The 13,138-nt window shown below is 57.2% G+C and carries 10 protein-coding genes; 4 read left to right on the forward strand and 6 right to left on the reverse strand.

The features are described 5' to 3' along the window. Positions 1-8 precede the first annotated feature (8 nt). From IE102_RS03930 to IE102_RS03940, 3 genes are read right to left on the reverse strand one after another with little or no spacing between them, the layout of a single operon-like run. Positions 9-1,574: a DHA2 family efflux MFS transporter permease subunit gene (locus IE102_RS03930; protein ID WP_189485067.1), complete on the reverse strand. Its 1,566-nt coding sequence runs from the start codon at positions 1,572-1,574 to the stop codon at positions 9-11. A gap of 28 nt (positions 1,575-1,602) precedes the next feature. Beyond that, positions 1,603-2,772 (reverse strand): HlyD family secretion protein, encoded by a 1,170-nt coding sequence (locus tag IE102_RS03935; RefSeq protein WP_189485068.1) that lies wholly within the window; start codon positions 2,770-2,772, stop codon positions 1,603-1,605. 23 nt (positions 2,773-2,795) lie between these two features. Further along, positions 2,796-4,178: an efflux transporter outer membrane subunit gene (locus tag IE102_RS03940; RefSeq protein WP_189485069.1), complete on the reverse strand. Its 1,383-nt coding sequence runs from the start codon at positions 4,176-4,178 to the stop codon at positions 2,796-2,798. A gap of 177 nt (positions 4,179-4,355) precedes the next feature. On the opposite strand from IE102_RS03940, the gene IE102_RS03945 reads away from it, so the two are divergent. Beyond that, complete coding sequence (locus IE102_RS03945; RefSeq protein WP_229807548.1) at positions 4,356-4,955, forward strand: TetR/AcrR family transcriptional regulator; 600 nt, start codon at positions 4,356-4,358, stop codon at positions 4,953-4,955. A 98-nt stretch (positions 4,956-5,053) separates the two neighbouring features. On the opposite strand, the gene IE102_RS03950 is transcribed toward IE102_RS03945, so the two are convergent. Continuing rightward, positions 5,054-6,076 carry an acyltransferase gene (locus IE102_RS03950; protein WP_189485071.1) on the reverse strand — a complete coding sequence of 341 codons (1,023 nt, stop codon included), beginning with the start codon at positions 6,074-6,076 and terminating at the stop codon, positions 5,054-5,056. A 118-nt stretch (positions 6,077-6,194) separates the two neighbouring features. Further along, the gene (locus IE102_RS03955) at positions 6,195-7,130 is read right to left on the reverse strand and encodes a dienelactone hydrolase family protein (protein ID WP_229807549.1); all 936 of its coding nucleotides are present in this window, start codon (positions 7,128-7,130) and stop codon (positions 6,195-6,197) included. Between the two features lie 377 nt (positions 7,131-7,507). Between IE102_RS03955 and dnaK the strand changes: the two genes are divergently transcribed. The 3 genes from dnaK (at position 7,508) to dapB (ending at position 11,615) form a co-directional block, all read left to right on the forward strand. Next, on the forward strand, positions 7,508-9,409 hold the full coding sequence (gene dnaK, locus IE102_RS03960) for a molecular chaperone DnaK (protein ID WP_189485072.1): 1,902 nt from the start codon (positions 7,508-7,510) through the stop codon (positions 9,407-9,409). Between the two features lie 149 nt (positions 9,410-9,558). Continuing rightward, the gene (gene dnaJ, locus IE102_RS03965) at positions 9,559-10,722 is read left to right on the forward strand and encodes a molecular chaperone DnaJ (RefSeq protein WP_189485073.1); all 1,164 of its coding nucleotides are present in this window, start codon (positions 9,559-9,561) and stop codon (positions 10,720-10,722) included. Positions 10,723-10,856: 134 nt separating this feature from the next. Then, positions 10,857-11,615 carry a 4-hydroxy-tetrahydrodipicolinate reductase gene (gene dapB / locus IE102_RS03970; RefSeq protein ID WP_189485074.1) on the forward strand — a complete coding sequence of 253 codons (759 nt, stop codon included), beginning with the start codon at positions 10,857-10,859 and terminating at the stop codon, positions 11,613-11,615. Here the strand turns inward: dapB and IE102_RS03975 are convergent. Next, on the reverse strand, positions 11,605-12,885 hold the full coding sequence (locus tag IE102_RS03975) for a glycosyltransferase (protein ID WP_189485075.1): 1,281 nt from the start codon (positions 12,883-12,885) through the stop codon (positions 11,605-11,607). The genes dapB and IE102_RS03975 overlap by 11 nt on opposite strands. Positions 12,886-13,138: the final 253 nt, after the last annotated feature.

The raw sequence follows: 13,138 nt of genomic DNA on the forward strand, positions 1-13,138 counted from the left end.
TTAGCGGATCAATCAGCCGCATGAACGGCACCGTTGCTCATCGACTTTTTGGCAAACCAGATGAGCGGTACAAGGAACAGCGTCAGCCAGCCCGAAATCCGGAAGAAATCGAGCGCGGCCTGAAGGTAAGCCTGTGACATAACCTGAGACGTAATCACGCCGACCGCCTGCTGTTGCGACAATCCGGCGGCTTGAAGTTTCTGCATGGTTTCGATCCACAGAGGCGAACCGGAACTCATGATCTCGGACAGGCGGGTCTGATGGACGGCTTCCATGCGATCCCAGAGGGTGGTGGCCAGCGACGCCGCAAAGCTGCCGGCGGTGATGCGGGCAAAGTTCGACAGGCCCGATGCCGCCGGGGTCTGATTGGGCGCAACATCGGCCATGGATATGGTGATCATCGAGATGAAGAAGGTCGACATCGCCACGCCCTGAACCAGCAACGGTATGACCAGCGCGGTGAAATCGGCATCGGGTGTGTAGCCTGAGCGCATGAAGAACGACAGGGCAAACATCAGGATCGAAAAAGTCGCGAGTATGCGCGCGTCGGTCTTACCCAACAGGCGGGCCGCAAACGGCGTCAGGATCACCGCCACGACGCCGGAGGGAGCAGCGACGAGGCCTGCCCAGGTCGCGACATAGCCCATGTTCGATTGCAGCCAGACCGGCAGCAACAAACCGTTCCCAAAGAAGATGGCGTAGGCGATACAGAGCGCGATGGTGCCCAGTGTAAAATTACGGTTCTTAAACATCGACAGATCAACAATCGGGTTTTTCTCATTCAGTTCCCAGATCACCCAGGCGATGAAAAAGACGATGGCGAGGATCAGCTCAATCACAATGGCGGGCGATGAGAACCAGTCGGCTTCCTTGCCGGTATCGAGCATGACCTGAAGCGCGCCTACCCAGATGACCAGAAGTGCAAAGCCGGTGGTATCGACGGGGACTTTGCGGGTCGGGGTTTCACGCGATTTCATGTTCTGCCAGCAGACGAAGGCGCAGAAAATGCCGATCGGGACGTTGATCAGGAAGATCCATTCCCACGCATAGTTATCGGAAATATAGCCGCCTAAGATCGGCCCGCAGATTGGCCCGACCAGCGTCGTCATCGACCACATAGCCAGACCCGTCGCGCGTTTTTCCGGCGGAAAGATCATGATTAGCAACGCCTGAGAACCGGGGATCATCGGGCCGGACACCAGCCCTTGCAGGATGCGAAACCCGATCAGACCTTCGATATTCCAGGCAATGCCACACAGGAAGGAGGCGAAGGTGAACAAAAGCACCGAGAAGGTAAAGACACGCACCACCCCGAACCGGCCCATCAGCCAGCCGGTCAGCGGCACAGAAATGCCGTTGGCGACGGCGAACGAAGTAATGACCCATGTGCCCTGAGAGGAGGACACCCCCAGATTGCCGGCAATGGTCGGCAGAGAGACGTTGGCGATGGTCGAATCGAGCACCTGCATAAAGGTGCCAAGCGCCAGCGCGATCGCCGTGATGGTCAACGCCCCGCCAGTCAACGGCGGAGGCATGGCCGCTTCAGAACCGGCCGTGGTTGCGGGTGAGGCCATGATGGCGCTCCCTTATTATATAATTAAATTACTTCACGGCCTTGGGCGCGTCAGCGATGTCGATCTTCGCCTTCATGGACAGGCCAACCCGCAGCGGATGGGCGGCCAGTTCCTTGGGCTCAAGGTCGATGCGTACCGGCAGGCGCTGAACCACCTTGATCCAGTTGCCCGACGCATTCTGGGCCGGGATCAGTGAAAAGGCCGAACCCGTGCCGCCGGAAATGCCGCGCACCGTGCCGTGGAACTTGACGCTGTCGCCATAAAGGTCTGAGGTCAGCTCAACCGTCTGGCCCGGCACGACGTTTTTAAGCTGCACTTCCTTGAAGTTGGCATCGACATAGGCGTGGGTGATCGGCACTACCGCCATCAGCGGCGTACCGGCTGTGACCTGCTGGCCGACCTGAACCGACTTGCGGGCGATGATACCGTCCATAGGGGCGCGCACGACCGTGCGTTCAAAGGCCAGTTTGGCGGCATCGACCTTGGCCTGAGCGGCCAGAACTTCAGGGTTGCCGGAAGGCGTAAAGCCCGCAATGCGGACATTGTTGTTTTCGCGTGATCCGATGGCGGCCTGATAGGTGGCTTGCGCCTGAGCCTTGGCTGACTGGGCCGCGGCAAGTGCGGCGGCGGCGCGGGCATACTGGTTCTGGGCGATGGACAGTTCTTCTTGCGATACGGCACCCGAAGCGATCAGGGCCTTACGACGGCTCAGGTCGATCTGGGCGCGCTCATAGTCGGATTGGGCCGACTTGATCTGAGTATCGGTGGCGGTGATTTCGGCCTGACGGGCGTTCATCTGAGCCTGCAAGGCGTCATCAGAGGCGTAATAGCCTTGCACCCGGCGGGCGGCCAGAGCCAGATCAGCTTCGGCTTCGGCTAGAGCAATGCGGGCGTCTGCATTATCAAGCTCGACCAGAATATCGCCAGTCTTGACGACCTGCGTATCCGTGACGTAGATCCTGGCGATCGGGCCGGGGACAAGGGCATTGACCTGCGCGGTTTCCGCACCGACATAGGCATTGTCGGTTTCAACATAGTGTGAGCCGACCAGAATATAGTAGCCGCCCCACAGGACAGCGGCGGCGGCCACACCGGCGGCCAGATAGGTCAAAAGGCGCTTGCGGCGGTTGGCGTTAACGGCGACTTTAGCTTCGGGGCTCAAAGCGGCACCAGCGGTTGGGGAAGCGGAGGTGGACATGGGAGTATCGCTTTCTGTAAAAATCAATAATCGCCGCCAAGTGCGCGCACCAGCGCGACATCAAGGCTAAGGGCACGGGATTTCAAATCGGTGACGGTTTTACGCTGGGCCAGCAGGCTCTGTTCGGCCTGAAGCAGCGTGGTGTAGTTGCTAAGTCCGCCGTCATACCTAAGCTTAGTCAGGCGGTAGGCCTCCTCAAAGCCATCAAGGGCCAATTGCGAGTCCTTCAGGCGGCCCTCTAAGGCACGCTCAGACGCCACCACATCGGCCACACCATGCATGGCGTTGATAATGGCCGCGTTATAATCGGCCACAGCGGCGTCCTTATCAGCCTTGGCACCGCGAAGATCGGCTTTGCGTTTGCCGCCGTCGAACAGGGGCAGGGTGATGGCGGGGCCGATATTGGAATTGGTCGTGCCCTCGACGCTTAAATCGCCCAGCCAGACCTTACCGACAAACGCCATCAGATTGACATTGGGATAAAAGGCGGCCTTGGCGCGTTTAACGCCTTGGGTTGAGGCTTCGGCGCGCCATTTGGCGGCGACCACATCCGGGCGGCGACCGATCAGATCAAGGTCGATGCGTTCGGGTAAGGTGAAGTTTGATGGGCCTTTGAGCGCCGGACGGGTCAAAGATTGCCCGTAGTCAGGGTCGCGACCGGCCAGAGCGGCAATCAGATTGCGGGTCGCGGCGATCTGCTCATCAATAGCGGCAACTTCGGCGCGGGCGGTGGCGGAACCGGCATTGGCCAGTTGCAGTTCAGCGCGATTGGTCAGGCCGTTATCGAATTTTTGCCGCACCAGACCCGCGCTGTCGCCGCGAACCTCAACGGCGCGCAAGGCCAGATCGCGTTCATCATAAAGACGCGCCAGATCGATATAGGCGGTGGCCAGCGACGTGGTCAGGATCAGTCCGGCCTGCGCCATGTCGGCCTCAGACGCGCGTGCCTGTGAGGACGCGGCGGCGACAGCGGCGCGGTTTTTACCCCAGAAGTCCAGTTCCCAGCCAAAGTTCAGACCGGCGACACCCAGTTCATCGAGGTTGAGGCCCTCTTCACCCTCAGCGCCGCCCGATGAGTTCAGCTTCTGGGCGGTGCCGAGGAACGACAGGGCGGGGACATCGGCGCCTTTGGAGCCGTCGAAACTGGCGCGGGCTTTACGCAGGCGGGCTTCGGCAACTGCTAACGACGGGGAGGTATTGATGGCGTCGGCGATAAGCTGATCAAGCTGCGGGTCGCCGTATCGCATCCAGAACGGATGGGCGGGCAGCTTGAATGTGGTGGCGACATCGAGCGCCTCAGATTTGGGGGCAGCAACGGCGACATTGACGCTACCGGTCAGGGCCAGAAGGCTTACACACACAATAAGAACGGATCTAAACCGGCGTTCAGGGGGAAGACTATCCATATGCATTATCCTTAAAACAACCGTACGGTACGGTCATTTTTCTTGCGCATTTATACCCGTCGTGATAGTTTGTCAATGACCGTACCGTACGGTACGATGAAATTTTTGCAACGGGCAGGGTTTGACCTCAGCCTGCAAAACGTAGAAAACAGGACTATGCTGGATCAAAAGGTAAAATTGGATAAAGATGCTCGCCGTGAGGCCATTCTGGATGTGGCCAGCGAGATATTTTATGAGGAAGGCTTTGACGCCGCCTCCATGTCCTCAATCGCGCAGCGTCTTGGCGGCTCCAAGGGCACGCTATATAATTATTTCAAGAGTAAGGAAGATCTGGTCGAGGCTTTCGTGCAGCGTCACTGCGCCGTTCACCAGAGTGAGATTGAAGGTTTGTTGCTGGCCGATAAGGGCCATTATCGCGACTCGCTTTTGTCATGGGGGCGTAAATATGCCCGCATCACAACGCGCGAAAAGACCCAGCGCAATTTCCGCCTGATCACGTCGATTGCCGAACGCTGGCCCGATGTTGCCCGACTATTCTATCAGGCCGGACCGCTCAAAGGGGCCGAACGCATGGTCGAGTTTTTGAAAAAAGCCGAAGCGGCCGGTGAGTTTAAATTTGATGATGTCGAACTGGCTACTCATCAGTTCATAGCCCTATGCCAGAACCGGCACCTCAAGGCCCGTTTCATGAACTACGGCGAACCGCCGAGCGAAGCGCAAATCGATGCTGAGGTGACTTCGGCGGTGAAGGTGTTCTATGCGGCTTACGGCGTCTAGAGCAAGATGACGATTAAGTGAGTCGATCGCTTGCTGTAAGTTGTTGTTTTAAAAAAATATTTATGTGAAAAACCGCTCACACTTTTCCACATATTGCTCTAATATATCATCGACCGCGGTATGAAGCGCCAGCGTTCGGCCAGATAGGCGCTGGCGATGGTCAGGGCAAGTGCACCGCCAAAGACCATGGCCATTTGTGCCGGAACGTAAATATCAAACCACAGCCTTAAGATATGTATGAAGGCCATATGGATGCAGTACATCCACAGGTTAAGTCGGCCCATGTGCAACAGCCACGGATGAGTCAGGCGCTCAGGCCAGCGCAGCGCTATGAAGAAGATGCCGACACCGAACAGCGCCGTGCCGACGGTGAAATCGGTCGACAAAAATGTGCCCTCTGCGAACCGCCACAAAAGATAGCTTTCCAGTATCTGAAGGCCGAGGCCAAGGATGGCTAAACCTGCGGCGGCTCCCAGGCCGATACGGGCTTTATAGGTGGCGATATAGGCCCCGGCCACGACGAACAGGAAGCTAAAGAAGGGGCCGTTGCGCGTATACCAATGAAAGCCCTTGATGCGCAGGGATGGCAGGCCCAGCATTTCCCGGTAGGGCCCGAACATCAGCCCCACGGCAAACAAAATGGCCGCCACCGCGAACATGACTTTGAAGCCAAGGGGGCGCAAAATCAGATATACCACCAGGCTTGAGGCGAGTGTGGGTAGAAACCACAGGTGATATCCAATGGACCCGCCACCCACCAGAAACTCAGCAATCCTGTGGATGCCGGTGAACCATGGCCAGCCTTTGGGAAAGAAAACCAGATAGATCAAAAGCCAGAAAAAATAGACCGGCATGATCCTGAAAATAACTTTTTTGATGCCCTCAAAGGCAGGGCCGCTGAACCGGCAGAAAAAATAGCCGCTGACGATGAAGTAAAAAGGTACGGCAAAGCGTGAGGCGTGCTGTGCCAGGCTGTTGATATTGATGACGCCTTCGGTTTGAGACACCGTATGGATTATAAGGACGGCGACAAAGGCCAAAAAGCGGAACAGATCGATACCGGCAAGCCGTGTGCTGCCGGTAATTTTTGGTATCGCGGCCTCTGATACGGCTCCGGTCATGCACTTCCCCTAATCCCCAAATGGAATGCACATATAAAATTGCCGCCAGACTAGCTATTAGGCTATCTGGCGGCAATAAATTTCCCCTTATACGTAAAGGGGTTTAGTCAAAAACATATCAAAGATATTTATCGAACCATTTTAGCAACTCTTCCCACCCCTGTTTGGCGGCGGCTTCGGCATAGCTTGGGCGGTAGTCGGCATGGAAAGCGTGTTTGGTGCCGGGATAGACGATGATATGTGAGGGCTTACCCGACGCCTTGAGCGCGGCGTTCATCTTGTCGACATCGGCCTGCGGGATGCCCGCATCGTCCGACGCATAAAGCCCTAGCACCGGCTTGTTAAGGGCGGGCACGACATCAAGCGGCCATTTGCGATCTTCCTTGCCTAGAAACTGATCGGTCGGCGGCCGTTGCAGGCGGCCGTACCACGCCACCCCCGCCTTGACGTCCGGTATATTGGCTGCCGCCATCCAGGTGACCGCCCCGCCCCAGCAAAAGCCGGTGACGCCCACGCGGGACATATCGGCAAAGTTCTTCTTGCCAAACATGGCGCGTTTCTGACCCAGATCCGGGTCGGTCTTGAGCCAGTTCAGCGTGGCAGTCATATCATCCATGACCTGACGATTGGTGGCGGGCTCAACCAGATCCTTGATCTTTTCAAAGTCGGTCACCGCCGCGGCATTGCCTTTGCGGGCAAAGAAATCCGGGGCCACGGCGACATAGCCCTTGTGGGCCAGACGGCGGCAGACATCGCGGATATAGTCATGGACGCCGAAAACTTCGGAAACGACGATGATCACCGGTCGGTTTTTAGCCTTTTCCGGCATGGCAATATAAAGCGGGATCTCGTACTTGCCTTCAGGGCGTAGGGTCTTGATTTTCAGACTCTGGGTAAACAGGCCGTCAGTGGTCGTCGTTATGGCCTGCGCATGTACAGGGCCGGTCGCCAGCGCATAGCCAGCGAAGAACAGACCGGCCACGCCGCGGCGGCTTAAGTGAAAATCCTGCGGCTCGGCGCCTTCTGGTCGCGTCAGGTTAAGCACGGGGGGCATATAACTCTCCAATAGTTTGGGCACGATCTGGCATGATTTTTATAAAAAAGCGGTATGGTAAATGGGCGTAAGGCTAAGACGGCTTATGATTTATTAACCTATTTTGCCCTGTGCGCCGCCAATGTGCAACCTCTTGTGAAACCGTATGGGCTACATATCTATGGGTGCGGTTGTGAAATTCCGACCCGAAAGACCGTAAGAAATTTGTGACTATAGGCCTTGCGCATCCTATGAGTGTTCCCATATCCGCTTTAGGTTTTCAGGAGACACCTCTTGAAAAAATCCTCAATTTCAGCTTTTCGGGGATGGACATTCGCAGCGCTTAACGCATAAGGCTCGATAAACCCATTCGCCATAACGGAGTAGACTTAAACCTCATGAGCAAGATCATCGGTATTGACCTCGGCACCACCAATTCGTGCGTGGCCGTAATGGATGGCAAGAATCCCAAGGTTATTGAGAACGCCGAAGGTGTGCGCACGACCCCGTCCGTGGTTGCCCTTATGGACGACGGCGAGCGTCTGGTCGGTCAGCCCGCCAAGCGGCAGGCTGTGACCAACCCTTCAAACACCTTCTTTGCCATCAAGCGCCTGATTGGCCGCAAGAGCAACGACCCTATGGTCGAGAAGGACAAGGGCATGGTGCCCTACGAAATCTCCAAGGGCCCGAACGGCGATGCGTGGGTTAAGGCCCACGGCAAGGACTATTCGCCCCAGCAGATTTCGGCCTTCACCTTGATGAAGCTTAAGGAAGATGCCGAAGCCTATCTCGGTGAAACCGTAACTCAGGCCGTCATCACGGTTCCGGCCTATTTCAACGACGCCCAGCGTCAGGCGACCAAGGATGCCGGCAAGATCGCGGGCCTAGAGGTTCTGCGCATCATCAACGAGCCGACGGCCGCTGCCCTGGCTTACGGCCTCGACAAAGACCACAACAAGAAGATCGCGGTTTATGACCTCGGCGGCGGCACCTTCGACGTGTCGATCCTTGAGATCGGTGACGGCGTCTTTGAGGTGAAGTCGACCAACGGCGATACTTTCTTGGGCGGTGAAGACTTCGACATGCGTGTCGTTGACTATCTGGCTGACGAGTTCAAAAAGGAAAACGGCGTCGATCTGCGCTCCGACAAGCTGGCCCTGCAACGCCTGAAAGAAGAGGCGGAAAAGGCCAAGAAGGAACTGTCGACCGTCGCGCAATACGACCTGAATCTGCCGTTCATCTCGATGAATGCGTCCGGCCCGCTGCACCTGAACCTCAAGCTGACCCGCGCCAAGCTGGAATCTCTGGTCGAAGATCTGATCCAAAAGACGATCGCGCCGTGCCAGCAAGCCATGAAGGATGCCGGTCTGAAGGCGTCCGACATTGACGAAGTCGTCCTCGTCGGCGGTATGACCCGTATGCCGAAGGTGGCTGAGGCCGTGAAAAACCTGTTCGGTCGTGAGCCGCACAAGGGTGTGAACCCGGACGAAGTGGTGGCCCTTGGTGCCGCTATTCAGGCCGGTGTTCTGCAAGGCGATGTCAAGGACGTGCTGCTGCTCGACGTTACCCCGCTGACGCTTGGGATTGAAACTCTCGGTGGCGTGTTCACCCCGTTGATCGAGCGCAACACCACGATCCCTACCAAGAAGTCGCAGACCTTCTCGACCGCCGATGACAATCAGTCGGCCGTGACGATCCGCTGCTTCCAGGGTGAGCGTCCGATGGCGGCCGATAACAAGCTGCTGGGTCAGTTTGATCTGGTTGGTATCCCGCCCGCACCGCGCGGTATTCCGCAGATCGAAGTGACCTTCGACATCGACGCCAACGGCATCGTGCAGGTTCACGCCAAGGACAAGGCGACGAACAAGGAGCACTCGATCCGTATTCAGGCCAATGGCGGCTTGTCGGATGCCGATATCGAGCAGATGGTCAAGGACGCCGAAGCCAACAAGGCTGAGGACGAAAAGCGCAAGGCTCTGATCGAAGCCCGCAATCAGGCCGATGCCCTGATCCACTCGACCGAAAAGGCCGTCAAGGACTTCGGTGCCAAGATCGGTGCGGACGACAAGGCGGCGATTGAAACCGCTCTGTCTGACCTTAAGTCGGCCAAGGACGGCGAAGATGTCGAAGACATCAAGGCTAAGCATCAGGCGCTGCTGACCGCATCCATGAAACTGGGTGAAGCCATGTATGCCGCCCAAGGTTCCGGTGAAGAGGCCGAAGACGGTGCTCCTGCCGATGACGGCGTGGTTGATGCCGACTTTGAAGAAGTTGACGGCGACGACAAGAAAAGCGCCTAAGCGGGCGTTTACCTAAACCGGGGGAGTCTTTGGAATCCGAAGACTCCCCTTTTTTATGAGTAGTGCGGGTTTAAGCTCTCTGTGGGTCTGCGGTTGGGTATGACTTTTGCAGAGAAGTTAGAAGATTGAATCAAAGGACACGTCCTCACATGGCGCGTGATTATTACGAAATTCTGGGCGTTGCCCGCGATGCGGATGAGGCAGCGCTGAAATCGGCCTTTCGTAAAAAGGCGATGGAGCACCATCCTGACCGTAATCAGGGTGATGGCGACGCCGAAGGGCGCTTCAAGGAAGTTAACGAAGCCTATTCGGTATTGTCGGACGCTAATAAACGCGCGGCCTATGATCGTTATGGCCACGCAGGCGTCAATGGCGGCCAGGGCGGCTTTGGCGGTGGACGCGGGGGTGCCGGGTTTGACAATGTCGAAGATATTTTCTCGGAAATGTTCGGCGATATCTTTGGCGGCGGTGGACGCCGCCCGCAAGGCCCTCAACGCGGCGCTGACGTGCGCTTTGACTACGAAATCTCATTAGAGCAGGCCTATACCGGCGCCGATGTCGAGATCAATGTGCCGACGACGCTTACCTGTGAGGTCTGCGACGGTACGGGTGCCAAGGCGGGGTCAAAGCCTCAGACCTGTCATACCTGCGGCGGTCAGGGGCGTGTGCGCTCGACCAACGGTTTCTTTGCGGTGGAACGCACCTGCCCGACCTGTAACGGTCAGGGCCAGGTCATTAAGGACCCTTGCACCAATTGCCGCGGCCACGGTCAGGTGCGCGCTGATCGTAAGCTCAATGTCCGTATTCCGGCGGGTGTCGATGACGGTGCGCGTATCCGTCTGACCGGCGAAGGTCAGGCCGGGACGCGCGGGGGCCCCAAGGGCGATCTCTATATTTTCCTGAGCGTGGCCGAGCATGATTTGTTTGAACGCGACGGCCTTGATCTGCATTGTTCCATTCCGGTGGCGATGGCGACGGCGGTTCTGGGCGGCAATATCGAAGTGCCGTGCCTGATGGGCGGGGCAGGATGTGACGGTCAATGCAAGCTGGAGGTCGCCATCCCCGAAGGGGCGCAGACCGGCCATAAGGTCAAGATCAAGGGCAAGGGTATGCCCGCCCTCAATGGCCGCCAGAAGGGTGATCTGCTGGTTGAGCTGTTTGTTGAGACCCCGACTCGTCTTAATGTCCGCCAGAAAGAACTGATGCGTGAGTTTGCGACCTTGGCCGAAGAAGAGCAAAACTCCCAAAGTCAGGGCTTTATGAAAAAGGCCAAACGCTTCTGGGAAGACATTACGGGTGCGGCGGCACAATAAATCTCACCTAAAAGTTTTTCGCCCCAAGCAACTAACGAAGGGGCGAAAATACATTTTAGGTGGTGTATATCGACAAAATCCGGCTAGGGGCGGCCCTTCGCCGGATTTTGACTTTATTTACAGGTAGTAAGATCATGACCCAAACCCTCCGCTTTGCAGTTGCCGGTGCGCGCGGGCGCATGGGTCAGGCCGTGCTTAAGGTGCTGACTGAACGCGGGTTTGAGGTAGCACTTGCCTTCGATAAGGGCGATGTGATTGATTTGTCGGGCGCTGATGCGGTCATCGATTTCACCACCCCCTATGCCAGTATCGACATTGCCCACGCCTGTGCCGATGAGGGCGAAGCACGCGGCAAACCTTTGGCCCATATTATCGGCTCGACCGGCTGGATGCCCGCCGAAGAGCAGTCGCTGAAAACCCTGACTGACCGGGTGACCATTGTGCGTGCGGGCAATTTTTCGCTCGGAGTCAACATGTTGATGGGACTGGTCAAACAGGCCGCAGCCAAACTCCCCGCCGAAGACTGGGACATCGAAGTCCTTGAGGCTCACCATAAGCGTAAAGTGGATGCGCCGTCCGGCACCGCCCTGATGCTGGGGCAGGCGGCGGCGATTGGACGTGAGGTCGATCTGGGGGAAGCCAAGGTCGCTGCCCGCGACGGCCTGACCGGGCAGCGCGTCGATGGCACGATTGGTTTTAGCGTCATTCGCGGCGGCGGCGTTATCGGCGAGCACAGCGTGCTGTTTGCATCCGAAGACGAGATTATTACCCTCTCGCACTCGGCGCGTGACCGCACCTTGTTTGCGCGTGGGGCGATCGAGGCCGCTCTGTGGGCCGTCGGTAAGTCTGCCGGGGCCTATGATATGCAGGACGTTTTGGGCTTCAACGGTTAAGCCAACCATTAAACGGCAAAGCGCCCAAAGCCTCAGTTGTCCATGCGTCATTGACAGCCTTGATACGGGCCTTGGCAGCGTCTGCTTTGCGCGCCCGCAGCACCGGGTCATTTGTTACGCTCACAATAGCCTCTGCGGCGGCATCAACCTCCGGATCAGCCCAGACCTGTTCATGGTCGCGCGCAATCCAGAACGGGCGGAACGGTTCATAGGTGCCGGTCGGGTCTTTGATGTCAATCAGCCGTGACGGGATCAGATAAGCGGATTCTTCATCCATAAAATCGACATTGCCGGACCAGCCGGTGGCGATAACATTTACCCCCAGCGTCATGGCTTCGGCCAGAGTCAGCCCAAACCCTTCGGCCCGATGCAGCGAAATCAGGGCATCGAATGAGGCCATAAAATTATTGATATCTGTATCGCTCAGGCGCTCGGTGAAAAAGCGAATATCGTCACGTCCGGACATATAGCTATCAAGGCGGGCGGCAATATCTGGTTCACGGCTCAGATCCTGAACTTTTAAGGTCAGTCTGGCGGTATCACTGGATGCCGGAAAGGCTTTGATCCACGCCTCCAGCACCGCCCACGGGTTCTTGCGCGCCGAGGAGGACTTGGCATCAAACAGGCACAAAAACTCAGTCCGGTCATGCATCAACCCAAAGCGGTCGCGGTCGGGGCGCGCCTGATCGACATCGAACATAGGGTGCGGCATGACCCGCAGGCGCGGCGTCAGATCTGGCCGGTTGGCGGCTTCAAAGGCCCGTTTAACCCCGTCGCGCACAAAGACGCTCGGCACCCAGATTTCATGCAGATAATCCGCCGTCCATACCCAGTAATCCGGAGCCTTGGGTGTTTCCCATGCCCAATAGGCAATGCGGTAACGATCCGCCCACTGATCCGGCGAATTGGCCAGAAAGGCGACCATGACTTCCGGCGAATTGGCATGGATATACCACACCCCGCCGGGTGCTGTATCGGGCAGACGGGCCTTGCCGTCGATGAAATGCCGGAAGCCGGGACGCAGATCGTGAATAACAGGCGCGTAGCCCGCGGCCTGAAAGCCTTTCAGCGACAACTGACCGCCACGGGCGATGCCGGAGGACTCATTCAGAAAACCGGAAACCAGCAGCGGGCCCGAATGGGGCACATCACTGTCTGAGGCTTTGCGCCATGCGCCCGATTTCAGGCGCGCCAATCCCAAAATGCCGCCATGAATGAGGGGCAGGCGGTATTTCAGCGGAATACTGCGGATGTTAGGCCGTAAACTCATAAATTTCATAGTATTGGTGTGAGGCCGTTTGTGCGGATACCAGAAGAAAAATTGCTGGAAATGCCTACATTTTCAAAATTTTACGACGCCGTAGTCCGTGCAGACGGGCCACATCCTTCGGACGGCGAAAGGGCGTCATCCTGTGTCGGAAATCGATTTGAACAGGGTAGGCCCTGATCTGCATCGATTTCCTAACATTATTTAGCCCTTTCAGCCGCCAATACCATGAAATTTATGAGTTTGCGGCCTCAGC

The sequence above is a fragment of the Asticcacaulis endophyticus genome, assembly GCF_014652575.1.
Classification (GTDB): Bacteria; Pseudomonadota; Alphaproteobacteria; order Caulobacterales; family Caulobacteraceae; genus Asticcacaulis; species Asticcacaulis endophyticus.

What these genes read in the sequence shown, in the direction of transcription:
- IE102_RS03975 (WP_189485075.1), bottom strand. Translation starts at nt 12,885, where the DNA reads ATGAGTTTACGGCCTAACATCCGCAGTATTCCGCTGAAATACCGCCTG.
- IE102_RS03930 (WP_189485067.1), bottom strand. Translation starts at nt 1,574, where the DNA reads ATGGCCTCACCCGCAACCACGGCCGGTTCTGAAGCGGCCATGCCTCCG.
- dnaK (WP_189485072.1), top strand. Translation starts at nt 7,508, where the DNA reads ATGAGCAAGATCATCGGTATTGACCTCGGCACCACCAATTCGTGCGTG.
- IE102_RS03935 (WP_189485068.1), bottom strand. Translation starts at nt 2,772, where the DNA reads ATGTCCACCTCCGCTTCCCCAACCGCTGGTGCCGCTTTGAGCCCCGAA.
- dapB (WP_189485074.1), top strand. Translation starts at nt 10,857, where the DNA reads ATGACCCAAACCCTCCGCTTTGCAGTTGCCGGTGCGCGCGGGCGCATG.
- dnaJ (WP_189485073.1), top strand. Translation starts at nt 9,559, where the DNA reads ATGGCGCGTGATTATTACGAAATTCTGGGCGTTGCCCGCGATGCGGAT.
- IE102_RS03940 (WP_189485069.1), bottom strand. Translation starts at nt 4,178, where the DNA reads ATGGATAGTCTTCCCCCTGAACGCCGGTTTAGATCCGTTCTTATTGTG.
- IE102_RS03950 (WP_189485071.1), bottom strand. Translation starts at nt 6,076, where the DNA reads ATGACCGGAGCCGTATCAGAGGCCGCGATACCAAAAATTACCGGCAGC.
- IE102_RS03955 (WP_229807549.1), bottom strand. Translation starts at nt 7,130, where the DNA reads ATGCCCCCCGTGCTTAACCTGACGCGACCAGAAGGCGCCGAGCCGCAG.